Below are 26,635 nucleotides of genomic sequence, written 5' to 3'. Positions count from 1 at the left end.
ATTAAAACATATCGGGAATACCTAGGCTAGATTGAATCAAACGAATATTGTTTAATGCTAATCTATAGGCAACAAAAAAGGCGCCCCAAGGCGCCTTTTAATCAATTAACTGTTATTAGTAAACAGTTATTTCTAGCTTGAATTACCAGCCAGTTTTAGTACGTAAAGCTTTACCAATGTCAGCTAAAGAGCGAACTGTGCTTACGCCAGCAGCTTCTAATGCAGCAAACTTATCTTCAGCAGTACCTTTACCGCCAGCGATAATTGCGCCGGCATGGCCCATACGCTTACCTTCTGGTGCAGTAACACCAGCAATGTAAGATACAACAGGCTTAGTTACGTTAGCTTTGATGTAATCAGCAGCTTCTTCTTCAGCAGTACCACCAATTTCACCAATCATTACGATTGCTTCAGTTTGTGGATCGTTTTGGAACATTTCCAATACGTCGATGAAGTTAGTACCAGGAATTGGGTCACCACCGATACCTACACAAGTAGATTGGCCGAAACCTTCGTCAGTAGTTTGCTTAACCGCTTCGTACGTTAATGTACCAGAACGAGAAACAATACCCACTTTACCAGGCTTGTGGATGTGACCAGGCATAATACCAATCTTACATTCACCCGGAGTGATAACACCTGGACAGTTAGGACCGATCATGCGAACGCCAGTTTCTTCAAGCTTAACTTTAACTTGAAGCATATCTAACGTAGGGATGCCTTCAGTAATACAAACGATTAGCTCAATGCCACCGTCGATTGCTTCAAAGATAGCATCTTTACAGAAAGGAGCTGGTACATAGATAACAGAAGCAGTAGCGCCTGTTTCAGCAACCGCATCTTTAACAGTGTTAAAGACAGGAAGGCCTAAATGAACTTGACCGCCTTTACCTGGAGAAACACCGCCAACCATTTTAGTACCGTAAGCAATTGCTTGCTCAGAGTGGAAAGTACCTTGGCCGCCAGTGAAACCTTGACAGATAACTTTAGTATCTTTGTTAATTAATACGGACATTATTTGCCCTCCGCAGCAGCAACAACTTTCTCAGCAGCATCAGTTAATGATACAGCTGCGATGATATCAAGATCAGAACCTGCAAGCACTTCACGACCTAATTCAGCGTTAGTACCTTCAAGACGAACAACAACTGGTACTTCAACGCCAACTTCTTTAACAGCGCCGATAATACCTTCTGCGATCATGTCACAACGAACGATACCACCAAAGATGTTAACAAGAACGGCTTTAACATTTGAATCAGAAAGAATGATTTTAAATGCTTCAGCAACACGTTCTTTCGTTGCTCCACCGCCTACGTCTAGGAAGTTAGCTGGCTTGCCACCGTGTAAGTTTACGATGTCCATAGTACCCATTGCTAGGCCTGCACCGTTAACCATACAACCAACATTTCCGTCTAGTGCAACGTAGTTAAGTTCAAACTTAGCTGCATGTGCTTCACGAGCATCATCTTGTGATGGATCGTGGAATTCACGGATTTTAGGTTGACGGAATAAAGCATTACCATCGATACCAATCTTGCCATCTAGACAATGGATATTACCTTCGTCAGTGATAACAAGTGGATTGATTTCAAGTAAAGCGAAATCATGGTCTTCGAACATCTTAGCAAGACCCATGAACACTTTAGTGAACTGCTTCATTTGAGTTGGGTTTAAACCTAACTTGAAGCCAAGATCACGTGCTTGGTAAGGCTGTGGACCTGCTAATGGATCGATGATTGCTTTGTGAATCAACTCAGGAGTTTCTTCAGCAACAGTTTCAATCTCAACGCCACCTTCAGTTGATGCCATAAATACAACACGACGTGTTGCACGGTCAACAACTGCACCAAGGTATAATTCGTTTGCGATATCAGTACAGCTTTCAACTAAAATTTTAGCAACCGGCTGGCCTTTTTCGTCAGTTTGGTAAGTCACTAAGTTCTTACCTAACCAGTTTTCAGCAAATGCTCTGATTTCTTCTTTATCGCCGGTAACTTTAACGCCACCTGCTTTACCACGGCCGCCTGCGTGTACTTGACACTTAACAACCCACATATTACCGCCAATGTGACCAGCAGCTTCTACCGCTTCTTGGGCTGTATCGCAAGCGAAGCCTTCTGAAACTGGTAAACCATATTCGGCAAATAAGGATTTTGCCTGATACTCATGCAAATTCATGATGATCTATCCATATACTTCTTAAAAAATCCTACTGGCTCTTATGAGCCAGCTACGAGGGTACTGTCTAGTTGACTCTTACAGGTCAAGCAATAGACGTGTTGGGTCTTCAAGGAAGTCTTTAATAGCAACCAAGAATCCAACTGACTCACGGCCATCAACAATACGATGGTCGTAAGATAATGCTAGGTACATCATAGGTTGAATAACAACCTCACCATTCACAGCCATTGGGCGATCTTTGATAGCATGCATGCCTAAGATTGCGCTTTGTGGAAGGTTTAAAATCGGAGTAGACATCAATGAACCGAATACGCCACCGTTAGTCACTGTGAAATTACCACCAGTCATATCTTCAACTGATAATTTACCATCACGGCCTTTAAGGGCTAATTCGCGAACATTCTTTTCGATTTCAGCAAGGCTCATTGTATCTGTATCACGTAATACTGGGGTAACCAGACCACGTGGTGTTGATACCGCAATACTGACGTCGAAGTAGTTGTGATAAACAATTTCATCACCGTCAATTGACGCGTTAACTTCAGGGAAACGCTTAAGCGCTTCAGTTACCGCTTTCACGTAGAAAGACATGAAACCTAAACGGATACCGTGACGCTTTTCAAAGATTTCTTGATACTGCTTACGGATGTCCATGATTGGTTGCATGTTGACTTCGTTGAACGTCGTTAACATTGCCGTTGAGTTTTTAGCTTCAAGTAAGCGATTAGCAATCGTCTTACGTAAACGCGTCATAGGAACACGTTTCTGGCTGCGACCTTCTAAAGGTGCAACAGGCGCAGGCGCTGCTGCAGGTTTAGCAGCAGGCGCTGACTTAACGAATGCTTCAACATCTTCTTTAGTGATACGTCCACCAACACCGCTGCCTTTTAACTTGCTTGCATCAATATTATGCTCTGCAATTAGACGGCGTACTGAAGGGCTTAGTGCATCATTTGACTCGTCAGATTCTGCAGCAGGAGCAGCAGCTTCTGCTTCAGCTTTCGTTACTTCTTGGCCTGAAACTGCACCAGCAACAAAGTTAGCAATAACTTGTTCACCAAGAACGGTTTCACCGTCTGGGAATAGTATTTCACTTAGAGAACCATCTTCTGGCGCAACAACTTCTAGAACCACTTTATCAGTTTCAATATCAACTAGATTCTGGTCACGAGAAACCTGTTCTCCAGGTTGCACATGCCATGTCGCGATAGTCGCATCAGCAACTGATTCTGGCAAAACGGGTACCTTAATTTCGATACTCATGGAAAGCTTTCCTTTTTATAAATTTTATTACGACAGTTTTAATGCGCTATTGATTAATTCTTCTTGCTGGCGAGCATGCAGAGCCGGATAACCACAAGCTGGTGCAGCAGATGCTTCACGACCAGCGTAAGTTAATTGTGCGCCTGCAGGAATCGCTGCCCAGAAATGATGTTGGCTACAATACCAAGCACCCTGGTTTTGCGGTTCTTCCTGACACCATACAAAATCTTTAACATGCTGATATTCAGCAAGTGCTGCTTGCATTTCTTCTTGTGGGAACGGGTACAGTTGTTCCACACGTAAAATAGCAACATTTTCGATTTCTTGTTTACGACGTTTGTCGAGCAACTCGAAATAAACTTTACCGCTACAGAAGACAACGCGATCAACCTTGCTCGCGTCTAATGCATCAAGTTCACCAATTACACTCTGGAAACCACCATTTGCAAGTTCATCAAGTGATGACACAGCTAACGGATGACGCAGTAATGATTTAGGTGACATCACCACAAGAGGACGACGCATAGGACGTACAACTTGACGACGCAACATGTGATAAACCTGAGCCGGTGTTGAAGGAACACACACCTGCATATTATGGTTAGCACATAGTTGTAGGAAACGTTCTAGACGAGCAGATGAATGCTCTGGGCCTTGGCCTTCATAACCATGAGGTAGCAGCATAGTTAGACCACATAAACGGCCCCACTTCTGTTCACCTGATGATAAGAATTGGTCGATTACCACTTGAGCACAGTTAACGAAGTCACCAAACTGCGCTTCCCAGATGGTCAATCCGCCAGGTTCTGCAGTTGCGTAACCGTATTCGAATGCTAATACTGATGCTTCTGATAATACTGAGTCAATAATATCAATCTCACCTTGCTCATCAGCCACATTACGTAATGGCAAATAAGTCGTACCGTCGTTTTGATTATGCAATACAGCATGACGATGGAAGAAAGTACCGCGACCTGAGTCTTGACCAGTGATACGAACACGTTTGTTATCTTCTAAGATAGACGCATAAGCTAAGGTTTCAGCAAAACCCCAATCCAATGGTTTTTCACCATTCGCCATTGAGACACGGTCTTTATAAATCTTGGCAACACGCGACTGAAGCTTATGGCTTTCAGGGATATCGACAATTTTCTGCGCTAAATTATTTAAACGCTCAAGTTTCATCGATGCTTGATAGCTTTCATCCCACTCACGGTTTAAATAAGGCGTCCAGTCCACTGTATGCAGTGTCATTGGGCGCCATTCTTTAACCACACAATCACCCGCATCTAACGAGTCACGGTAAGTGTTGACTAGGCCTGTCACGTCATCAGCAGAAATACTGCTTTCTTCGATTAAGCGATCCGCATAAATTTTACGTGGCGTAGGATGTTTTTTGATTTTTGCGTACATCAACGGCTGTGTCGCACTCGGCTCATCAGCTTCGTTATGACCATGACGGCGATAACAAACTAAATCAATCACCACATCACGTTTGAATTCGTTACGGTAATCAACAGCTAACTGCGAAATAAAGGCGACAGCCTCTGGGTCGTCAGCATTAACGTGGAAAATAGGTGCCTGAACCATCTTCGCAATGTCGGTACAGTATTCAGTTGAACGTACATCTTCATGGTTTGAAGTTGTGAAACCAACTTGGTTGTTGATAACGATACGAATACTACCGCCAACTTTAAAGCCACGAGCTTGAGACATGTTGAATGTCTCTTGAACGATACCTTGACCTGTAATTGCCGAGTCACCATGAATGGTGATTGGCATCACTTGTAAACCGTCTGTACAGCCGCGACGATCTTGTCGAGCACGAACTGAACCAATAACCACTGGGTTAACGATTTCAAGATGTGAAGGGTTAAACGCTAACGCTAAATGAACATTGCCACCTGGCGTTTCAAAATCTGATGAGAAACCTTGGTGATATTTAACATCACCTGAACCTTGAATTTCATCATGCTTACCTGCGAATTCGTCAAATAACTCAGCAGGACGCTTACCTAAAACGTTTACTAACACGTTTAGACGACCACGGTGAGCCATACCTACGACGATTTCTTTGGTGCCCGCTTCACCTGCGCGATATAAAATCTCACGCATCATTGGGACTAAAGCATCACCACCTTCAAGTGAGAAACGTTTTGCGCCTGGGAATTTCGCGCCAAGATATTTTTCCATACCTTCAGCAGCGTTTAGGCCTTCTAAGATACGTTTCTTAGTGGAGTTGTCATAATTTGCTTTACCTAAAGATGGTTCAAGACGTTGTTGAATCCAACGCTTTTCATCCGTATCGGTAATGTGCATGTATTCAGCACCGATAGAACCACAATATGTGCTCTTAAGGGCATGAACAATGTCTGCTAATTTTAATGTGTCACTGCCGTATGCAAATGAACCCGTATTGAATTCACGTAGCATGTCTTCAGCATCAAGACCGTGAAATGCAGGGTTTAATTCCTGTACTGCTTCACGCTGCCATAAACCTAATGGATCTAGGTTAGCATTTTGATGTCCACGGAAACGGTGAGCATTAATAAGTTGGAGAACTTTAACTTGCTTAGCATCTAATTCAGGGTCGGTTACACGGCTGGCGCCTTTGGCACGACTTTCTAATGCTAAACTGCGGAAATAATCACGTACTTTAGAGTGTGCAGCTTCAGGTATATCTTGAGAAGTACCGTTTACCGCAGGGAGATTATCAAAAACGACTTGCCAATCAGCAGAAACTGAACTTGGATCTTCTTGATAGGCTTCGTACATCTCTTCTACGTAAGTCGAATTTGAGCCACTCAAATGTGACGATTCGAGCCAAGCTTTCATGATGCCTTGGTGCATTACTTTTCCTTACAAACTTGATACACGTGCTTCGCCATAATCATAATTACGATACCTAGTGCACCGCAATCGAATCGTATCTAACTATATAATTTTATAGAATTAAATACAAAGGTCTTCCTAATACACACAAAAAGCCATCCTCAATGATGAAGATGGCTCTCATCAAGAGCTATTTAAGCGATAATCCAAGCTCTACACTGTGCATTTATACTGCTCGCTTCAGAAGCATTGACTTAATATGGCCAATAGCTTTAGTTGGGTTTAGCCCTTTAGGACAAACATCAACACAGTTCATAATACCGTGACAACGGAATACACTGTAAGCATCGTCTAGACCAGATAAACGTTCTTCAGTCGCAGTGTCGCGGCTATCGATTAAGAAGCGATATGCATGGAGTAAACCACTTGGCCCGATAAATTTATCAGGGTTCCACCAGAATGATGGACAAGCAGTAGAACAACAAGCACACATGATACATTCATACAAACCATCTAGATGAGCACGCTCTTCAGGAGATTGTAAATGTTCACGAGCCGGAGTTTTCTCATCATTGATAAGAAACGGCTTAATTTTTTCGTACTGAGTATAGAACTGAGTTAGGTCGACGATTAAATCTCGTACCACAGGCATGCCTGGTAAAGGACGAATTTCAATTTTCTTACCTTTGAAGGTAGAAACAGGCGTGATACACGCAAGACCGTTCTTACCATTCATGTTAACGCCATCACTACCACAAACACCTTCACGGCATGAGCGTCTAAAAGATAACGACGTGTCTAACTCTTTCAGCTTCATCAGTGCATCCAGTACCATCATATCGGTACCTTCTTCCACTTCTAAGCTGTAATCCTTCATATAAGGCTTAGCATCTACATCAGGATTGTAGCGATAAACTGCAAATTCCAATTTCATCTCAACGACTCCTAGTAGGTACGCTTGATAGGCGGGAATGCGGCACGAAGCTTAGGCTCCATGTTCACTTCTCGCTTAGTCATTTGTTCAGTTTCAGGGTCAAAGACACTGTGACATAACCAATTTTCATCATCACGGTCTAAGAAATCTTCACGTGAATGCGCACCACGGCTTTCTGTACGGAAGTTAGCAGCGTAAGCTGTCGCAATTGCGGTTGCCATTAAGTTATCTAGCTCTAAACATTCAATACGTTGAGTATTAAATTCTGAAGAGTTATCTGACAACTTAGCATTCGCTAAACGTTCACGGATCTTCTTAAGCTCTTTAAGGCCTTCAGCCATTGCATCGCCACTTCTAAATACAGAGAAGTTAAGTTGCATACATAACTGTAAGTCTTTGCGAATAACGGCAGGATCTTCACCATCTTTATTGCTTTCCCAGCGATTAAGACGATCAAGAGATGCAGAAATTTGCGCGTCAGAAGGCTCTTTAGGGTCAGCTGTCTCATCTAGGGCTTTACCTAAATGTTGACCTGCTGCACGACCAAATACCACTAAATCAAGTAACGAGTTACCACCAAGGCGGTTTGCACCGTGTACTGATACACAAGCAATTTCACCTACAGCGAATAAACCCACGATATCTTGTTCAGTGCCATCGTTGTTTTGACGAACAACTTGACCACTAACTTTAGCGGGTAGACCACCCATCATGTAATGACATGTTGGCAATACAGGGATTGGGCCATCTGCTGGATCAATATGCGCAAACGTACGAGAAAGTTCACAAACACCAGGAAGACGTGCTTCTAATGTTTCTTTACCTAAGTGATCAAGCTTAAGTAAACAGTGCGGGCCTAGTGGACCATCTAATCCACGACCTTCACGAATTTCTGTCATCATTGAACGCGCAACAACGTCACGAGAGGCTAAATCTTTGGCGTTAGGTGCATAACGTTCCATGAAACGTTCGCCATCTTTATTTAAAAGATAACCACCTTCACCACGACAACCTTCAGTTACAAGTACACCAGCACCAGCGATACCCGTAGGGTGGAACTGCCACATTTCCATGTCTTGCATCTGAACACCAGCGCGCATTGCCATACCAACACCATCACCAGTGTTAATGTGAGCATTAGTAGTAGAAGCGTAAATACGCCCTGCACCACCTGTTGCTAAAATTGTTGCCTTCGATTTGAAGTAAACAATTTCACCAGTTTCGATTTCAATTGCAGTACAACCCACAATTGCGCCGTCATCGTTTTTAACTAAATCTAATGCATACCACTCAGAAAACACTTCAGTTTTGTGTTTTACATTTTGTTGGTATAAGCAATGAAGCAAAGCATGACCTGTACGGTCAGCTGCAGCTGCAGTACGTGCCGCTTGTTCGCCACCAAAGTTCTTTGATTGGCCACCAAACGGACGTTGATAGATAGTGCCGTTTTCAAAACGAGAGAAAGGTAAACCCATTTGCTCAAGTTCGATAACCGCTTCTGGACCTGTCTTACACATGAATTCGATAGCTTCTTGGTCACCGATAAAATCAGAACCTTTAACAGTATCGTACATGTGCTGTTCCCAGTGATCTTCATGCGCATTACCTAGTGCAACGGTGATACCACCCTGCGCAGATACGGTATGAGAACGTGTTGGGAACACTTTAGATAAAAGCGCACAGCTCTTACCTTCTTTTGAAATTTGTAAAGCCGCTCGCATGCCAGCGCCACCAGCGCCGATCACTACTGCGTCAAATTCGCGTACTGGAATAGCCACTTAAACACCCCACACTATGATGATGCCTGCAGCAAGATAACAAAAAGCTGCTACGACAAATACGAACTGAAGTAGTCCACGTACTGAAACGTTTTTCACGTAATCAGTCAGAACTTGCCAAATACCAATCCACGAGTGGATCAATACAGCAACAAGTGCCAATAAAGTGAATACTTTCATTGGTAAGGTACTAAAAAGACCATGCCAAATTTCGTAAGTTAAAGGGGCGCTACATGCAATAAAACCAACCATAAAAATGGTATAACAGGTTAAAATCACGGCACTCGCACGGATTAAAATAAAGTCATGAACACCGCTGCGTCCAAGGCTTGCTGCATTGGTTACCATACCCAAATCCCCACAATGATTGAAAACGCCGCTGATAGAACAAAGGCGATTTTTGCTGATGCTAAGCCTGAGGCTAATTCTTCCCAACGGCCGGTATCCATAATCAGATGACGTAAGCCAACGATTAAGTGATAACCCAACGCAGTAAGAATTCCCCAGATAACAAACTTAACCAGCAAGTTATCAAAAAGAGATTGTAGGCCAGCGAAACTCTCAGGCGATGCTAAAGATTCATTTAGCATCCAAATAAGAATACCGACAGCAAACAGCATGATGACACCGGATACGCGGTGAAGAATTGACGCAATCGCTGTTGCAGGAAAGCGAATGGTCTGTAGGTCTATATGGACAGGTCTTTGCTTTTTCACGTTCTGCTCACTCAGCTCCATTGAGCATTATTTTTATTATTCATCTTGCTTTGCTTCCATTTGATACATGAAACTACTTATGTAAACAAATTGTTGAAAGTTAACAGACTACTATCAAACACTTAACTATTTGAGAAATCACTAATTTAGCTAGGTACAAAAGGATTTCAAAAATGTGATGTTTGTCGCCCTTTGTGGGCGAGGCCAAGTATACTCAAGCCCATTGTCAAATACAAACGTCACACTATGCAAAATTTGTTTTTTTGCATTTTTTTTCTTTCTAGGCCAACGCTGGCAAGGCGTCTAGCAAGGTTTATACCATGGTCTAATAAATTTAAACGCTTATTTAAATTGAAATGTGATCACGATTCACTGTAAAGTAATGTCCGCTTAACATGCCGCACTCACAGAAAAGAATGAAGTAAGGAGAACGGGGTATGGCTGACAATATAGCCAAATTAGAGTTACCGGGGAACGATTCAATCGAACTGCCAATCAAGCAGGGAACTGCTGGTTTTGACGTAATCGATATCAGTAAATTAGGAAAGACAGGTCATTTCACTTTTGATCCTGGTTTTCTTGCGACAGCCTCTTGCGAGTCTGCGATTACTTTCATTGATGGTGAAAAAGGTGTGCTTACACACCGTGGCTATCCAATTTATGAGTTAGCTACTGAATCTAACTATTTAGACGTTTGTTACTTGTTGCTATACGGTGAATTACCAAGCAAAACTCAGTACGAAGAGTTTGTATCAATGGTAAAAAACCACACAATGGTTAATGAACAATTAGCTTCTTTCTTTAGAGGCTTCCGTCGTGATGCACACCCAATGGCAATGCTTTGTGGCGTTACTGGTGCATTATCTGCGTTCTACCAAGATTCTCTTGATGTAAATGATGAAAAACATCGTGAAATTGCGGCTTTCCGCCTCGTTTCTAAAATGCCAACGATTGCAGCAATGTGCTACAAGTATTCAATTGGCCAACCTTTCGTCTATCCACGCAACGAGCTAAGTTACGCAGGTAACTTCTTGTCGATGATGTTTGCTGTTCCTTGTGAAGAGTACAAAGTTAATCCAGTTGTTGAAAAAGCAATGGATAGAATCTTTGTATTACACGCAGATCATGAACAAAATGCATCAACTTCAACAGTTCGTTTAGCCGGTTCATCAGGTGCTAACCCATTTGCATGTATTGCAGCGGGTATCGCTTCACTATGGGGTCCAGCTCATGGTGGTGCTAACGAAGCTTGTTTGAACATGCTTGAAGAAATTGGCAGTGTTGACCGCATTCCTGAGTTTATTGCTCGTGCGAAAGACAAAGCTGATCCGTTCCGCCTAATGGGCTTCGGACATCGTGTTTACAAGAATTTCGACCCTCGTGCAAAAGTAATGCGTGAAACTTGTCATGAAGTTTTAGCTGAACTTAATGTTCAAGATCCTCTACTAGACGTAGCAATGGAACTTGAACGTATTGCATTAGAAGACGAATATTTCGTATCTAAGAAACTCTATCCAAATGTTGATTTCTACTCAGGGATCATCATGAAAGCAATCGGTATTCCTACGAGTATGTTTACAGTGTTATTCGCACTTTCACGTACTGTTGGTTGGATTGCACATTGGAAAGAAATGTTAGACCAACCAGGTCACAAAATTAGCCGTCCACGCCAGTTATACACTGGTTCTGAAGACCGTGATTTTGTCAGCTTAGATAAACGATAAATCTTTATCGTTTAATAAAAAGCGCCTTAATGGGCGCTTTTTTTATGCATATTTTTTGCGAACATTTATTATAAACATCTGCATGAAGCTGTTGCATACAGCAGTTTGAACCAACATCATTTATAGTAAAACTAGGGTGTACAATGAATTGATCAAAGGCAAACCTCTATTGCTTCTCAAAAAAGGTTATCGTCATTAACTTGCTCTCACTTATAACCATCTCACTTACAACCATCACACTTTAGCAATCGCACTTATAAGAATCACACCACTAAATTAGTTTATCTATTTCAACAGCTCTATTTTTGTAGATCTATTTCAGCACAGCTAATACAGCTCCACTGCAACAAAACCCACAAAACCTTAAAAAGCCTAACCCCCTACTTATTAACTACTTCCATCCAAATATATCTATGAAATTAATAGTGCTTAGCCTTGAAATAATTAGTTTTCAATTGCAGTTTAAAAGCTTAAAAAAACCCGTTAACCTTTTTCCGATGTAGTTATAACGCCGCATATCGCCTCAATACAAAACGTTAAGTGCGTGAGCCCTGTCTATTAAAAAGCCATTAAAATAGCTAGAACAAGAGCTAGAAAAAAAGAGTTAACGAATAGCTAAAGTGATAAATACTTGGTTTGTTCTTAAGGTCACTCCCATAACTACACATCATGAGTCTCTAGTTAAGAGCGGTATGAATACGCTAAGCAAAGACAGCAAAACTCACATTACCAATAACAAAATCATGTATCACCAAACCCCAATAGCCATATTACCAATACTAATAAAGGACATACCAAACCAACAAACCTAACTGACCAATTCACAACCTTTATAACAAACAACAAATTAAATAATGAATGAATATTCACCAAAAAGATAAAAAATCGTAGCCATAAACTGCACCATCTTGGTAATTTCGGCCTTAAAAACGACGTGATAAACGTAATGTTTATTCTATTTGGTTATAAGAATGTAATCATAATTATTAAAATGCTCTTAGTCATGGCAGTAAATTAAAAGTCTGCATTTTTTTATACCTAATTAGAAATAGGAAAATATCGTCATTGAAATAAGCGATTAAAAATTTAAGTTGAGATTTTAACGGATTTTGCGCAATTTAAGTGCAGAACGCTCACTATTAGCGCACAAAAAAAAATGATAAAAAATTTAATTATTTTTTAAAAAAGTGAAAATAGTTTCTATAACGGCCTTTAAATTGGTATTTTGCTTTAAAAATGAGCCATAAACTCTATACGTAATAGCACTAGTTCCATAGCTAACCAGTAAGATGGTGAATTTAATCTTCATAAAACTGACAAAATAACTGACAAAATAACTGACCGAATAAACCGTCTATCGCGATTTTATCTATAAACCCAGCTCAAAAAAGCAAAGACTCCCAAATACGGAAGTCTCATTAGAGTGTCTTTAACTCAGCTTGGCTTCTACTTAAAATCGGATTAGTTTTAGTTTAAATGATTAATCAGCAGACCAGGTTATATTCACTATTACTGATTAAGTATTGGTAAGTACAATTAGATTAAAAGTGGATTACTTTTTAATCGAAACTCAAGTTTACTAATTCGCTTTGATGTAAACAGCAGATTTTACAGGCTTGGCGCTACTATTATCGCATTGATTATTTAACTAACTTCCCATAAAGCATTACGTTAAGCCAAACATTGCAAAGCTAATGCCTGCCTTAACCGGAATAACGATTTTCAGCACGTAAGTTCTAATTTATATACGTTAGCCTGATAACGCCAATTAAAATGCTTTTGTATAGTGATCAAAAGCGGTGGTTTTGATGTAGCCAAGAGACTCATATAAAGCCTTAGCCACATCATTATCTACAGCAGTAGCCAATTTAACGGTACTAGCATCAGTATATTGCGCAAACAAATCCACTTGCTTGAGTAATTTATTAGCCACACCTTGTTGTCTTGCGGCTGTCGCAACAAACATGTCGTTTAAAATCCACATTCTCTTCATCGCAACAGACGAAAACGTTGGGTAAAGCTGAACAAACCCTAAACCCTCACCTTCTTCATTAGTTGCAATAAAAATCACTGAGTCACTCTCGATTAAACGTTCTTTAATAAACTTTTTACATTGCTCTATGTTTGCAGCTTGCCCATAAAATTGACGATACTCATCGAATAAGGTTGTAACCAAATTTAATTGCTCAATCGTTGCTTGAATGATCTTCAAAACAGTCTCCTTATATCTGCAGCCATATTAATGTTGGCTTTATATTGTCACTAATGATTTAACACAAGCTATGACTCAAGCTTTGCCAAACAAATGACAGTAAGTCTTAACATCTGTTTGATTTCCTTTAGATAGTTAACTTACCTGAAAAGTTACACAACGTCAGCCCAAACTGAATAAATTTCGATCAGAGTTACATTTGTCATTCACACCAAAAATTAAACATTTTCACTACATAATAATATTAACTATGCCTAAACAAGTAACCACAACAACCTAAGCGCTTGATATTTAACAACAATAAAAACTGGCACAGTTAGTGCTTTGTTAGTTGAAATTAAACATTAGTTACAAATGATAACGTGACGTTTACAAGTTAACCTTTCAGACTTAACTTTCTCAAGCGTCATTAATTCAAAAATATTGAACTGGCAGGTACCCCATGGATAGGTTAATCAGCATGAAAAAAATGACAATCCCACTACTTTGTATTGCAGCACTGACTTCAGGTTTAAGTGGTTGCACTGGTCAAGAAGAAGAAACTAAAGAAGAAGAAAAATACGCCGTCCCGGTAGAAGTTTCACAAGTCACCCAGGGTAATGTGTCTTCATTTTATAGCACGACTGCAACACTGGAAGCGCCAGAAGAAGCCCATGTCGTTACTCGAATTGCGGGCTTAATTGAAGAAATTAACGTTGAAGAAGGTGATCGCGTCAGTAAAGGACAGGCTTTAGCAACCATAGATGCTAAACGTCAGCACTACGATTACAAACGTTCGCAAGCAGAAGTTCAGATCATTGAACAAGAATTGAATCGTTTAAAGCAAATGAAAAACAAAGAATTTGTCAGCCAAGATGTAATGGCCAAATTAGAGTTCAACCTACAAGCGGCTATCGCGCAGCGTGATTTAGCAGAGCTACATGTCATAGAAAGCCAAATCGTGTCACCCATTGATGGCATCGTAGCCATGCGACATGTGAAGAAAGGCAATATGGCGAAAGAGTTTGAAGAACTATTTTATATCGTCAATCAAGACGAACTTCACGGCATTGTTCACTTACCAGAGCAGCAATTAACCAGCCTGCGTTTAGGTCAACAAGCTAAAATCAGCAATCAATATTCAAACAGTGGCAAGCAATCAACAGCCAATGAAATTATTGCAAATGTGCTGCGTATTAGCCCGATTGTCGATGCACAAAGTGGCACATTTAAAGTCACTATCGCCATTGATAATACTAAAGCAAACCTTAAAGCAGGCATGTTCACTCGCGTAGAGCTAAAATACGACACTCATGAAGATGTGGTAACAGTGCCTTTCAATGCCATTATTAATCAAGATGATACCCAAGCCTTGTATGTTATTGAAGATAACACAGCAACCCGCCGCGAAGTACGCCTAGGGTATCGTGAAAAAGATAAGGTCGAAATAATATCAGGGGTTAACCAAGGAGAACAGATTGTTATCCGTGGCCAACAGAACCTCAAAGATCAATCATTAGTTGAAATTATTACCCCGCTTTCTTATGCCAAAAACAGTCTAAACGCTAAGTAAGGAAGCCATTATGTCATTGATTAATACCTCGGTTAAACGTCCAGTTACCGTGTGGATGTTTATGCTCGCCATAATGCTATTTGGCATGGTCGGGTTTACACGCTTAGCAGTCAAATTATTACCTGATTTAAGCTATCCAAGCGTCACAGTGCGCACCGCTTATGATGGCGCAGCGCCTGTAGAAGTGGAGCAACTCATCTCGAAACCGATTGAAGAAGCAGTCGGTGTAGTTAAAGGCTTACGTAAAATCAGTTCTATTTCACGCTCAGGCATGTCAGATGTTGTGCTTGAGTTTGAATGGGGCACCAATATGGATATGGCAAGCCTTGAAGTGCGCGAAAAAATCGACACTATTGAGTTGCCATTAGACATCAATAAACCATTACTACTTCGCTTTAACCCTAATTTAGATCCGATAATGCGTTTAGCTTTGTCTGTACCTGATGCAAGCGAAACCCAGTTAAAAAGCATGAGAACCTTCGCAGAAGAGGAACTTAAACGTCGTCTTGAAGCGCTTTCTGGCGTCGCTGCGGTCAGGTTATCGGGGGGGTTAGAACAAGAAGTGCATATTTTGTTAAACCAACAAAAACTGCAGCAATTAAATCTTAATGCCGATGACATCAAACGTCGTATTAATGAAGAAAACATCAATTTATCAGCGGGTAAAGTGATTCAAGGTGATAAAGAATACCTAGTTAGAACCTTAAACCAGTTTAACTCTCTTGAAGAACTACGAGATGTCATAGTTTATCGTAACGGCCAAACCTTGATCCGTTTACGAGAAGTGGCAGACATTGTCGATGGCTATAAAGAGCGCAGTGACGTCACTCGTATTGGTGATGTAGAATCTATCGAATTGGCTATCTATAAAGAAGGCGATGCCAATACGGTTTCTGTGGCGCAGAAAATACAAGCAGAGCTGAATAACATCAATGCTGAATCTGAAGAAAACCAGTTAAAAGTCATTTATGACCAATCTGAGTTCATTCAAAGTGCGGTGAGTGAAGTTACCGCAGCAGCATTATTTGGTAGTTTGCTTGCCATGTTGGTAATTTATTTATTCTTGCGTGACATTATTGCCACCTTAATCATTTCAATCTCGATCCCCTTCTCTGTCATCGCCACATTTAACATGATGTATTTTGCTGAAATCAGTTTAAACATTATGTCACTGGGTGGTATTGCCTTAGCTATTGGCTTATTAGTCGACAATGCGATTGTGGTATTAGAAAACATTGACCGTTACAAAGCCCAAGGCTTAGCAAGGCTAGATGCTGCTGTAAAAGGCAGTAAAGAAGTGGCAGGAGCGATTTTTGCCTCAACGTTAACCACGCTGGCCGTGTTTGTTCCCCTTGTGTTTGTCGACGGTATTGCAGGGGCACTTTTCTCAGACCAAGCCTTAACTGTAACTTTTGCTCTTTTAGCTTCACTGTTTGTAGCGTTAACCGCCATTCCAATGCTAGCATCACGCCAAGGCTTTACTCAATTACCTGAAGAAGTCACTGAAGCGCCAAAAGCAAAACCCACGACAACAAAAGGTAAGATTGGCTATTACGCAGCGATGATACTTGGCTTTCCTTTTAAAGTACTACTGAGCTATTTACCTAATGCCCTACTGAACTTGGTCATTATTTTCACGCGATTCTTCTCGTGGTTATTCAGTCTAGTAATGCGTCCTTTAAGTACAGGGTTTAATTTTTTCTATCACTTTATTGAAAGAATTTATCATGGTGTTTTAAAGCATGCCATGTCTCATAAAGTCGTCACAGTCGTCATCGCAGTTATGTTAACTCTTGGCGCAGGAAGTTTATTCCCGAGATTAGGCGTTGAGCTTATCCCACCGATGAACCAAGGTGAGTTTTACGTCGAAATCCTTTTACCACCAGGCACAGCAGTACAAAAAACTGATGCAGTACTAGAGCAACTCGCCTATTCAATCAGTGATAACGAAGATGTTAAGCACACCTTTAGCCAAGCGGGTAGCGGTGGTTTGATGACTTCAGATACTGCCCGCGGTGGTGAAAACTGGGGACGTCTTCAAGTGGTACTAGAAAACACGCACGCTTTTGACAGCGTCGCAGCCACTTTACGTGAAACAGCAAGACGTATTCCGGCATTGGATGCAAAAATTGAGCATCCTGAGTTATTTAGCTTTAAAACGCCATTAGAAATCGAGCTGTCTGGTTATGATTTAGCTCAGCTAAAACACAGTGGCGATCAACTCGTCTCAGCGTTGTCGCAATCAAACCGATTTAGCGATATCAATACTTCACTTCGTGATGGTCAACCTGAGATCAGTATCCGTTTTGATCACGCACGACTAGCTGCACTTGATTTAGATGCGCCAACAGTTGCCAGCCGTATCGCCCACCGCGTTGGCGGCACGATTGCCAGTCAATATACTGTCCGCGATCGCAAAGTGGATATTTTAGTGCGCAGCGAATTAGCAGAACGTAACAACATTGAGGATGTTAATGCATTAATTATCAACCCCAATAGTGAACATGCTATACCACTGAGCGCCGTTGCTGACGTATCGCTACAAGTTGGTCCATCGGCGATTAACCGTGTCAGCCAACAACGTGTGGCTATTGTATCGGCAAACTTAAGTTATGGTGATTTAAGTGAAGCGGTAAAGGAAGCGCAGCAAATCCTTAATCAACAGCAGTTCCCCTCTTCTATCCAAGCGCGCTTTGGTGGCCAGAACGAGGAAATGGAACACTCTTTTGAGTCATTAAAAATTGCCCTTATTTTAGCGGTATTCCTCGTGTACTTGGTGATGGCGAGTCAATTTGAATCCTTGTTGCATCCGCTATTAATCCTTGTGGCAGTGCCTATGGCTGTTGGCGGAAGTGTGATTGGATTGTTTATCACTGGCACCCATATTAGCGTGGTGGTGTTTATCGGATTAATTATGTTAGCCGGTATTGTGGTTAATAATGCCATTGTATTAGTCGATAGAATTAACCAGTTACGTAAAGAAGGCATCGAGAAAGATCAAGCCATTAGCACAGCTGCAAAATCACGTCTTCGTCCAATCATGATGACGACCTTAACCACCACTCTCGGTTTATTACCGATGGCAATTGGTGTCGGTGATGGTAGTGAAATTCGAGCGCCAATGGCAATTACTGTGATATTTGGCTTAAGTATGTCAACCATGCTGACCTTGCTTGTTATCCCTGCCCTGTATGGCATTTTTGATAAAAAAGATTATCAACAAACGGCTTCGGAACAGTCGAACTCTGATGCGACCTCTACACTTACTACGGAGGGTCAGTCATGAGTCAAGAGACTAACACAGAGCAACAAGGTTTCAGTATCACAAGGCTCGCGATTAAAAGACCTGTGACCACCAGCATGTTCTTTCTTGCTATTTTATTATTTGGAATGGCATCAAGTCGCTTGCTGCCACTGGAAATGTTCCCTGGTATCGACATTCCACAAATACAGGTCAATGTGCCATATAAAGGCTCAACACCTGCTGAGGTGGAGCGTGATATCACTCGCGTGCTCGAAGAGTCTTTAGCCACCATGAGCGGAATTGAAGAAGTCCGCTCAAACTCTTCTCAAGATGGCGCCAACATTCAGCTGAATATGAAATGGGGTGAAGATGTAGCGACAAAAAGCCTTGAAGCCCGTGAAAAAATTGATTCAGTAAGGCATTTACTGCCTAAAGATGTCGAGCGCGTCTTCATTCAGCAGTTTTCAACTGCTGATATGCCAGTGCTTACCATTCGTATTTCAAGTGAGCGTGAATTATCCAATGCATTTGATTTGCTGGATAAACAATTACGTAAACCCCTTGAGCGAATCGAAGGCGTGTCGAAGGTCACCTTATATGGCGTTGACCAAAAGCAAATTGAAATTCGTCTTGATGCTGATAAGTTAGCCGCATCTGGGATTAACCCATCAGAACTGAGACAACGTCTGCAACTTGAAAACTTTGTTATTAGTGCGGGAACGGTTCGTAACAATAACCAGGTATTTCAGGTGTCGCCTAAAGGTGAGTTTTTATCTTTAGAAGATATCAAAGCGGTTAAACTCAATACCAACACAACCCTTGGCGATATTGCTTCGGTTAAATTTACTTTGCCAGAACCTTTTGAAGGTCGTCATCTAGATCAAAAATACGCTGTGGGTTTAGATGTATTTAAAGAATCTGGCGCTAATTTAGTCCATGTTTCTGAACGTGTATTAAAGGTAATTGAGCAAACTAAGCAAGATCAACAATTCAAAGGCATTAAACTATTTGTGATGGAGGACCAAGCTTATGGCGTTAAGTCCTCACTGCAAGACTTATTAATCTCGGGCTTAATCGGTGCCTTCTTATCTTTTGGCGTGTTATACCTGTTTTTACGAAACTTAAAAATGACCTTGGTCGTAGTATCGTCAGTACCCATTTCAATTTGTATGACTCTGGCTGGTATGTATTTACTGGGTTACAGCTTAAATATTCTATCAATGATGGGACTGTTATTAGCAGTGGGTATGCTGATTGATAATGCGGTTGTGGTTACCGAAAGCGTATTGCAGGAAAAACAACGCAATGGCTTAACAGGCCAAGAAGATACTAAGCCTCAATGTCAAAAAGCAAACGAATCTGCTGTTCTCACAGGCGTTGAAAAAGTTGCTTTGGCCGTACTTGCAGGCACTTTAACCACAGCTATTGTATTTTTACCGAATATTGTTGGCGTTAAAGTTGAACTGACTATCTTCCTTGAGCACGTAGCTATCGCCATTTGTATTTCACTTGCGGCTTCATTATTGGTGGCGAAAACCCTAATACCACTAATGCTGACCAAATTGCACTTTGAAATTGAAACCGAAGAAAAAGAATCCAGACTGCAGCGTTATTATCAGCGCAGTTTGACCTGGGTATTGGCCCATTCAAAAATCTCAGGGGTATTAGCAGTATTGATACTGGTTTCAACTGCCCTGCCTTTGAATTTAGTTAAACAAGATCAATCTGATGGCGAAGGAAATGACCGTTTATATATCAATTATCAATTAGAAGGTCGACATAACCTAAAAGTCACTGAAGCGATGATTAACCAAATGGAAGACTACCTTTATGGCAATAAAGAAGCTTTCATGATTGATTCTGTGTATAGCTACTATTCAGCTGACAGTATTCAAACCACTATTTTGCTGCAAAAAGACATTGAAACTCCAATGTCAGAACTAAAGAAAACCATTCGAGAAGGTTTTCCTAAGTACGCCGCAGCTACGCCACAGTTTGGCTGGGGAAATGAAAACTCTGGTTTAAGGATCACTTTAACGGGTCGCTCTACCTCTGAGTTAATTACCTTAAGCCAGCAAGTGGTGCCGCTATTAAGTGCCATTGAAGGGCTTGAAGACGTGCGCTCAGAAGTGAACGCGGCTCAGCAAGAAGTGATTGTGACTATTAATCGTGAAATGGCCGCTCGTTTAGATTTAAAACTCAACGAAGTTGCCTCTCACATTTCAATGGCACTGCGTGGAACCCCACTGCGCTCATTTAGACATGATCCAAACGGCGAGTTACGTATAGAGTTAGCTTACGATAAAAGCTGGCAACGTTCTTTAGAACAACTAAAACAGCTGCCTATTATTCGTCAAGGAGAGCGCGTCTACAGTTTAGATAACTTAGCTGAAATAACCATTCAGCCACGCTTTGACACTATTAGGCATTATAACCGTCAAACCGCATTATCTATTGGGGCAAACGTTAACGAAATCACTACCGAGGAAGCCCAAGAACAAATCGAAAAAGTCATGCAGAATGTTAATTTTCCTTATGGATATGACTACAGCCTGCGAGGCGGTTTTCAACGTCAAGATGAAGACCAATCGATCATGGCGGTTAACATGATTTTGGCATTAGCGATGATTTACATCGTAATGGCAGCGCTATTTGAATCACTGTTGCTTCCAACTGCGATTATCAGTTCGATTTTGTTTTCGATTACTGGGGTGTTTTGGGCATTATGGATTTCAGGCACACCAATGTCAGTGATGGCCATGATTGGTATCCTAATCTTGATGGGAATTGTTGTGAACAACGGCATTGTGTTGGTCGATCAAATAAACCAAATGACACCAAAATTAACTGACCTGTCAGCTACGATTAAATCAATATGTATTACCCGCTTACGTCCAGTGTTAATGACGGTAGCAACTACGGTATTAGGGCTAGTTCCATTAGCTATGGGCGACACCCAAATTGGTGGCGGTGGGCCACCATACTCACCAATGGCAATAGCGATTATTGGTGGTTTAAGTTTCTCAACTGTCACCAGTTTGTATTTGGTGCCTTTGTGTTACCAAGCCTTATACCGAATCCGTTATCAATCATCTGTTAAATTAGGTTTAGCTGACAAACGGGCTAAAAAACTGCTACCTTGGACTTAATAAAAGGATAAATAGGCCAAACTGCTCCATTAAATGGACAGTTTGGCCACATAGCACAGGAACCCATCATGACCCGTACATCACTTAGCTGCTTACTTGCACTCTCCATCACCAGCTTTTCAACTGTCGCTGACGATGACCGATTTAAAGATGTCACTATCACCTCCCAGAAACTCACCGAAAATGCTTATATGTTCACAGGTTCAGGTGGCAATATCGGCGTATCAGCAGGCACTGATGGCATCTTAATCATCGATGACCAATTTGCGCCTTTAGCCGATAAAATAAGTGCTACGTTAAATGAAATCCAAGCGGGTAAACCTAAATACGTTATCAACACCCATTATCACGGCGATCATACTGGCGGAAATGCGCACTTTGGCGAACAAGGGATTATCTTTGCCCACCATAATGTATTAAAACGCCTAAGTGCCAAAGAAGGCACACCCAAAGCTGCCCTCCCTGTTGTGACTTATTCTAAAGATGTTTCCATCCGTTTTAACAATGACACATTAACCTTAAAACACATGGGACCTGGCCATACTGACGGTGACAGTGTGGTGTTCTGGGAAAACGATAACTTAGTTCATATGGGTGATTTATTCTTTAAAGACCGTTTCCCATATGTGGATTTAAACGGTGGCGGCTCAGTTATTGGTTATCGAGACAATGTTGCCAAAGCATTAACCATGATGGATAAACAGACTCAAGTGATACCAGGCCATGGTGAACTCGCCAACAAAAATGACTTAATGAAATTTAAGCATATGCTTGATGACTCGATTAACTGGATGAAAAAGAAACTCACTCAAGGTAAAACACTTGAACAAATCCAAGCTGAAGGTGTACCGGCAAAGTGGAAAGATTGGAGCTGGAATTTCATCACTGAAGAAAAATGGATTAATACGCTATATCAGGATTTGAAAAAGTAACGTATTAAATCACCAAAGCTTAGATGACTATAAAGCTTGTGAATATCACAAGCTTTTTTAATTTCGATTGATTCACTAGTTGTTTCTAAAATGCCATAACACCCAATAAACCGGCTTTAAATCCTTACCACCAACGTTTTTAATCGGACTCACGAAGTAATACAACCATTGCCATGAGGCCAAAAAGTCTTTGGATTTTTGCCAAATAGCTTCACCGCCTGCTTGTCGGTAAGCTGTGATGGTTTTCGAAATACGTTCGCTATCTGCGCCTAAATAGCGATACAAGCTGTGAATATAAACCAACAAATCACGGATTTGTTGCTCTACCACAGGTCCCTTTTGTTGATTAGCTTCAAAATCAATAAATTTAACTTCACCACTGCGCCAGCTAATATCTCTAAGTGCTGGACGGCCGTGAGCTAGTTGCATTTGATGTAAGTCGGCTAACGCTTGGCTTGAATCATTCAAAATGTTTTGCTGCTCTGTAGCTGCAATATCATTGTTATCTAACCAATCACGTACTGTGCGCCCAGCATCTTCAATCACCAAATATCCTTCACCATTAGCCACCACTTTGGGCACAGGCGCTCCCTCTGCGTCTAGCTGCTTTAATACTTGGGTTTCTTTAATTAGGGCTTTAGCAGAATCTGCTTTTAAAAAACGCATTGCACCTGTTAGCTGCTCAACTTGTTTTAACCAGTAACGCTTACCATGATGTTCAAACTGACTGATCCGCTCCCCTTGGTTTAATACCAACATTAGGGCGACTTTGTCTTTAAAAGATTGCATTTGAGTCATAACAAGTATCCACAACTGATTTGTATATTCAGTATCTGGACAAATCGTCAATCGAAGCAAATTTAGCAAACAGTATCAGAGTAAGTTTTACTTAATTAATTATTAGTGCAATTACTCTATAAACACCTCTTACATTCAAATAACATGATATGCATAAAATTTAACCAACGAATATCTATGTACCGTTTAACAAAAACCAATATCAGCCCGAATGACACCCACAAAAAAAGCGCCAACAATAGCGCTTTTTCCAGTCATAAGGAGTTGTATCAGAACTCTTAAATTAGCTACGAATTAATCGAGAACTTATTCCGTCGTCAATTAAGACTCCAGTGGTATTGCTCTGTTTTCAAGTAAAACAGGAATACCTTCAGTAATTGGGTAAGCTAACTTGTCAGCTTTACAAATCAATTGATCTGCTTCTTTATCAAATTCCAGCTTACCTTTACATACTGGGCAAGCCACAATCTCAAGTAATTTTTTATCGAACGCCATGGAGGTTTCCTTGTTTAACTTTGACGACTTCTTTTAGTCGATTCAAAAATGCTGTATCAAAACTTTCATTAAGCTTCGCATTAACTGGCAAATACCACCAGTTTTGTTGTGCAAAATCGCGACATTTAACCGCATCTTTCTCGGTCATAATCAATGGCATCTGCAAAGACAACTGCGTAAGCTCATTCTCATCAAAGGCTTGATGGTCTTCAAATGCTTTTGTTTGTTTAATTTTATAACCCAATGTCACTAAGCTATCGAAAAATCGCTGCGGATTTCCGATGCCAGCCATTGCTATCGCTTCTTGCTGTTGCCATTTTTCATCATTCGATGACGGTTTTACCGCTTTAAGATCAGAAGGTTCAAGAGTCATAGCAATTTCATTTGCTTGCGGGTTGCCACCATTATTAATGGCCCAATCAATCGTTTTTAAGCGCCATAAACCTTCACGTAAAGGCCCTGCGGGTATCAAACACTGATTACCATATCGGCGCTGACCATCGACAATAGCCAGTTCTATATCTCGGGCTAAAGCATAATGCTGCAAGCCATCATCACTAATGATCACATCAACATCAAATTGAGCTAACAGTGCTTTAGCGGCATCAATGCGTTTAGCACCAACAACCATAGGAACCTGCGTTCGAGCAACTATCATTGCTGGCTCGTCACCCACTTCGGTGGCTTTATCTGCAACATTAACGGCTTTTACACCATCTATATTGACGCCGTAGCCACGACTTATCACCCCAGGCTTATAACCATGTTGGCGCAATAAGTTAATCAAATAGATAACAGTGGGGGTTTTACCGCTGCCACCTGCGGTGATATTACCGACGATGATGACAGGAACAGGTAAGGTCTCAGCTTGGCTAATTCCCAGTTTAAAGCCGAGGCGTCTTATGTATGACACTAGGGCAAACAGCCCACTAAGTGGCAATAACAACCACTTAGCTGGATGCCCTTGATACCAAATCTTGTTCACTAACCCTTGCATTTAGTTACCAAACTGCATTTGATACAAGTTAGCGTAAATACCTTCTTTGGCAACAAGATCCGTGTGTGTACCACGCTCAACTACCGAGCCTTGATCAATCACTAGGATTTCATCTGCTGATTCAATCGTTGAAAGGCGATGGGCAATCACGATAGATGTACGGTTATGGCGTAAATTGTCTAAACCATGTTGAATCGCTTTTTCTGACTCAGTGTCTAATGCTGAGGTCGCTTCATCTAAAATCAGCACTGGTGCATCACGTAACATGGCGCGTGCAATGGCAATACGTTGACGTTGTCCACCAGATAACAACACGCCATTCTCGCCTACCTCAGTGTCTAACCCTTCCGGTAGCGTTTCAATAAACTCCATTGCGTAAGCAAGTTCAGCCGCTTTGACAATTTGTTCACGAGTTACTTCACCTGGGTAAGCGTAAGCAATGTTATTAGCAATAGTGTCATTGAATAGTGTCACTTGCTGCGAAACAAGCGCCACTTGATTACGCAATGACTTAAGCTTGTAGTCATAAATACTAACGTCATCAAGGGTGATATCCCCTTCTGATACACCAGTGTAAAAACGCGTCATCAAACTTGCAATCGTTGATTTTCCTGAGCCACTGCGCCCCACTAAGGCAATGGTTTTACCTTGTTTAACTTCAAAATCAATATTGGTTAAGGCAGGTTTTTCAGTGTCAGGGTAACTAAACGTCACGTTATTGAACTTCAAGTTACCTTTAACGCGCTTCGTTTCAAACTCACCAGCATCTGATTCAGGTGCGGTATCAAGTAATTCAAACACCGTAGTACAAGCTGCAATACCGCGCTGGAATTCAGCATTAACCCGAGTTAAGTTTTTAATTGGTTGAAGCATGGCCATCATTGCGCCAAGAATTGCAGCGAAAGTACCTGCAGTTAATTCTTCTTTAAGACCTGGGAACGTTGCTGCATACAACACAAATGCAAGCGCAAACGATCCAATAATCATAATAACAGGTTGGCTAATGGCTTGAGCTACAGCCAGTTTCATATTCTGATGACGGTTAGAGTCATTCACTTTAAAGAATCGATTAACTTCCGTTTTCTGACCGCCAAAAGCCAATACATTTTTATGGCCTTTAATCATTTGCTCAGTAGTTGCAGTAACGCCACCCATTGCTGATTGAATTTGCTTAGAGACTTTACGAAAACGCTTACTCACCACGCTTATCACAATCCCCATTAATGGGCCTATCACCAAAATACACAGGGATAATTTCCACGAATAGAAAAACATGATAGCTAACATTGCAATGACAGTAATGGAGTCACGGACAATAGAAATTAACGCACTGCCTGATGCTCGAGCGATTTGCTCAGTATCAAAGGTCACCCGGGAAATTAAGTTACCGCTATTTTCACGGTCAATGTAGCTGACAGGTAAACGCAAGTAGTGTTCAAACACTTGCTGGCGCATATCCATAATCAGTTTCGCACTCATATAAGAGACGCAGTAGGTCGACACAAAGTTGGCAATCCCACGCAAAGTAAACATACCAATGACCACCAGCGGCGCCATTAGCATAATATCTTTATTGGCGTTAAAGCCGCCATGGGTAGGTACATCAACTTCAACACCGCCTACAACTGCAGGGGCTTGACCAAAACCTTCATCAATAAAAGGTTTAATGAATGCAATAAAAGCTGCATCAACAAGGCCATATGTAAGTAGGCCTGCAATGGCTAATAGGAACATTCCTTTCATCGGAATGAGATAAGTAAGAAGGCGTTTAAATACGCTCGACATTTCGTTATTAGTTGTTGTCATTGATTACATTAACACTTGA

The 26,635-nt window shown here is 41.3% G+C and carries 18 protein-coding genes; 5 read left to right on the top strand and 13 right to left on the bottom strand.

Translation table 11 applies throughout. From position 1 onward, the window contains the following. Positions 1-142: 142 nt before the first annotated feature. From sucD to sdhC, 8 genes are all read right to left on the bottom strand, one after another. Positions 143-1,015 carry a succinate--CoA ligase subunit alpha gene (gene sucD / locus AB4153_RS03345; RefSeq protein ID WP_303514118.1) on the bottom strand — a complete coding sequence of 291 codons (873 nt, stop codon included), beginning with the start codon at positions 1,013-1,015 and terminating at the stop codon, positions 143-145. Further along, positions 1,015-2,181, bottom strand: a complete 1,167-nt coding sequence (gene sucC, locus AB4153_RS03340) for an ADP-forming succinate--CoA ligase subunit beta (RefSeq protein WP_102528512.1) — start codon at positions 2,179-2,181, stop codon at positions 1,015-1,017. Before sucC ends, sucD begins: the two co-directional genes overlap by 1 nt. Positions 2,182-2,259: 78 nt before the next feature. Next, positions 2,260-3,447: a 2-oxoglutarate dehydrogenase complex dihydrolipoyllysine-residue succinyltransferase gene (gene odhB, locus AB4153_RS03335; protein ID WP_303514114.1), complete on the bottom strand. Its 1,188-nt coding sequence runs from the start codon at positions 3,445-3,447 to the stop codon at positions 2,260-2,262. Positions 3,448-3,474: 27 nt separating this feature from the next. Further along, on the bottom strand, positions 3,475-6,297 hold the full coding sequence (gene sucA / locus AB4153_RS03330) for a 2-oxoglutarate dehydrogenase E1 component (protein WP_102528514.1): 2,823 nt from the start codon (positions 6,295-6,297) through the stop codon (positions 3,475-3,477). Positions 6,298-6,505: 208 nt separating this feature from the next. Continuing rightward, a complete protein-coding gene (locus AB4153_RS03325; RefSeq protein ID WP_102528515.1) occupies positions 6,506-7,213 on the bottom strand; it encodes a succinate dehydrogenase iron-sulfur subunit in 708 nt (235 codons plus the stop codon). Positions 7,214-7,224: 11 nt separating this feature from the next. Then, complete coding sequence (gene sdhA, locus AB4153_RS03320) at positions 7,225-8,991, bottom strand: succinate dehydrogenase flavoprotein subunit (RefSeq protein WP_229369062.1); 1,767 nt, start codon at positions 8,989-8,991, stop codon at positions 7,225-7,227. Further along, complete coding sequence (gene sdhD, locus AB4153_RS03315; RefSeq protein WP_055023360.1) at positions 8,992-9,339, bottom strand: succinate dehydrogenase, hydrophobic membrane anchor protein; 348 nt, start codon at positions 9,337-9,339, stop codon at positions 8,992-8,994. Then, complete coding sequence (gene sdhC / locus AB4153_RS03310; protein ID WP_102528518.1) at positions 9,333-9,728, bottom strand: succinate dehydrogenase, cytochrome b556 subunit; 396 nt, start codon at positions 9,726-9,728, stop codon at positions 9,333-9,335. Before sdhC ends, sdhD begins: the two co-directional genes overlap by 7 nt. Before the next feature lie 416 nt (positions 9,729-10,144). On the opposite strand from sdhC, the gene AB4153_RS03305 reads away from it, so the two are divergent. Beyond that, entirely contained in the window at positions 10,145-11,431 is a 1,287-nt protein-coding gene (locus AB4153_RS03305) for a citrate synthase (RefSeq protein WP_102528519.1), read from the top strand. Between the two features lie 1,768 nt (positions 11,432-13,199). Here the strand turns inward: AB4153_RS03305 and AB4153_RS03300 are convergent. After that, positions 13,200-13,643: an N-acetyltransferase gene (locus AB4153_RS03300; RefSeq protein ID WP_303514102.1), complete on the bottom strand. Its 444-nt coding sequence runs from the start codon at positions 13,641-13,643 to the stop codon at positions 13,200-13,202. 460 nt (positions 13,644-14,103) lie between these two features. Between AB4153_RS03300 and AB4153_RS03295 the strand changes: the two genes are divergently transcribed. The 4 genes from AB4153_RS03295 (at position 14,104) to AB4153_RS03280 (ending at position 22,520) form a co-directional block, all read left to right on the top strand. Next, a complete protein-coding gene (locus AB4153_RS03295) occupies positions 14,104-15,195 on the top strand; it encodes an efflux RND transporter periplasmic adaptor subunit (RefSeq protein ID WP_371996369.1) in 1,092 nt (363 codons plus the stop codon). A 10-nt stretch (positions 15,196-15,205) separates the two neighbouring features. After that, positions 15,206-18,481 carry an efflux RND transporter permease subunit gene (locus AB4153_RS03290; RefSeq protein ID WP_371996368.1) on the top strand — a complete coding sequence of 1,092 codons (3,276 nt, stop codon included), beginning with the start codon at positions 15,206-15,208 and terminating at the stop codon, positions 18,479-18,481. Beyond that, on the top strand, positions 18,478-21,588 hold the full coding sequence (locus AB4153_RS03285) for an efflux RND transporter permease subunit (RefSeq protein ID WP_371996367.1): 3,111 nt from the start codon (positions 18,478-18,480) through the stop codon (positions 21,586-21,588). Before AB4153_RS03290 ends, AB4153_RS03285 begins: the two co-directional genes overlap by 4 nt. A gap of 68 nt (positions 21,589-21,656) precedes the next feature. Continuing rightward, on the top strand, positions 21,657-22,520 hold the full coding sequence (locus tag AB4153_RS03280; RefSeq protein WP_371996365.1) for an MBL fold metallo-hydrolase: 864 nt from the start codon (positions 21,657-21,659) through the stop codon (positions 22,518-22,520). Between the two features lie 75 nt (positions 22,521-22,595). On the opposite strand, the gene AB4153_RS03275 is transcribed toward AB4153_RS03280, so the two are convergent. The 4 genes from AB4153_RS03275 to msbA form a co-directional block, all read right to left on the bottom strand. After that, the gene (locus AB4153_RS03275) at positions 22,596-23,318 is read right to left on the bottom strand and encodes a lipopolysaccharide kinase InaA family protein (RefSeq protein WP_371996364.1); all 723 of its coding nucleotides are present in this window, start codon (positions 23,316-23,318) and stop codon (positions 22,596-22,598) included. Between the two features lie 321 nt (positions 23,319-23,639). After that, positions 23,640-23,813 carry a Trm112 family protein gene (locus AB4153_RS03270; RefSeq protein ID WP_102528526.1) on the bottom strand — a complete coding sequence of 58 codons (174 nt, stop codon included), beginning with the start codon at positions 23,811-23,813 and terminating at the stop codon, positions 23,640-23,642. Then, entirely contained in the window at positions 23,800-24,810 is a 1,011-nt protein-coding gene (gene lpxK, locus AB4153_RS03265) for a tetraacyldisaccharide 4'-kinase (protein WP_102528527.1), read from the bottom strand. The genes AB4153_RS03270 and lpxK overlap by 14 nt, the downstream gene beginning before the upstream one ends. Beyond that, positions 24,811-26,616, bottom strand: a complete 1,806-nt coding sequence (gene msbA / locus AB4153_RS03260) for a lipid A export permease/ATP-binding protein MsbA (protein ID WP_102528528.1) — start codon at positions 26,614-26,616, stop codon at positions 24,811-24,813. Between the last annotated feature and the right edge of the window lie 19 nt (positions 26,617-26,635).

The organism is Shewanella sp. 10N.286.52.E4 (genome assembly GCF_041468785.1).
In the GTDB taxonomy this organism is placed as follows: domain Bacteria; phylum Pseudomonadota; class Gammaproteobacteria; order Enterobacterales; family Shewanellaceae; genus Shewanella; species Shewanella electrodiphila.
Note: the sequence above shows the minus strand (reverse complement) of the source record. Positions and strands in the feature narration are given on the sequence as shown.

Bases quoted from the DNA above. Each gene is read 5' to 3' on its own strand.
- sucD (WP_303514118.1), bottom strand. From the start codon at position 1,015: ATGTCCGTATTAATTAACAAAGATACTAAAGTTATCTGTCAAGGTTTC.
- sucC (WP_102528512.1), bottom strand. From the start codon at position 2,181: ATGAATTTGCATGAGTATCAGGCAAAATCCTTATTTGCCGAATATGGT.
- odhB (WP_303514114.1), bottom strand. From the start codon at position 3,447: ATGAGTATCGAAATTAAGGTACCCGTTTTGCCAGAATCAGTTGCTGAT.
- sucA (WP_102528514.1), bottom strand. From the start codon at position 6,297: ATGCACCAAGGCATCATGAAAGCTTGGCTCGAATCGTCACATTTGAGT.
- AB4153_RS03325 (WP_102528515.1), bottom strand. From the start codon at position 7,213: ATGAAATTGGAATTTGCAGTTTATCGCTACAATCCTGATGTAGATGCT.
- sdhD (WP_055023360.1), bottom strand. From the start codon at position 9,339: ATGGTAACCAATGCAGCAAGCCTTGGACGCAGCGGTGTTCATGACTTT.
- sdhC (WP_102528518.1), bottom strand. From the start codon at position 9,728: ATGGAGCTGAGTGAGCAGAACGTGAAAAAGCAAAGACCTGTCCATATA.
- AB4153_RS03305 (WP_102528519.1), top strand. From the start codon at position 10,145: ATGGCTGACAATATAGCCAAATTAGAGTTACCGGGGAACGATTCAATC.
- AB4153_RS03295 (WP_371996369.1), top strand. From the start codon at position 14,104: ATGAAAAAAATGACAATCCCACTACTTTGTATTGCAGCACTGACTTCA.
- AB4153_RS03290 (WP_371996368.1), top strand. From the start codon at position 15,206: ATGTCATTGATTAATACCTCGGTTAAACGTCCAGTTACCGTGTGGATG.
- AB4153_RS03285 (WP_371996367.1), top strand. From the start codon at position 18,478: ATGAGTCAAGAGACTAACACAGAGCAACAAGGTTTCAGTATCACAAGG.
- AB4153_RS03280 (WP_371996365.1), top strand. From the start codon at position 21,657: ATGACCCGTACATCACTTAGCTGCTTACTTGCACTCTCCATCACCAGC.
- AB4153_RS03275 (WP_371996364.1), bottom strand. From the start codon at position 23,318: ATGACTCAAATGCAATCTTTTAAAGACAAAGTCGCCCTAATGTTGGTA.
- AB4153_RS03270 (WP_102528526.1), bottom strand. From the start codon at position 23,813: ATGGCGTTCGATAAAAAATTACTTGAGATTGTGGCTTGCCCAGTATGT.
- lpxK (WP_102528527.1), bottom strand. From the start codon at position 24,810: ATGCAAGGGTTAGTGAACAAGATTTGGTATCAAGGGCATCCAGCTAAG.
- msbA (WP_102528528.1), bottom strand. From the start codon at position 26,616: ATGACAACAACTAATAACGAAATGTCGAGCGTATTTAAACGCCTTCTT.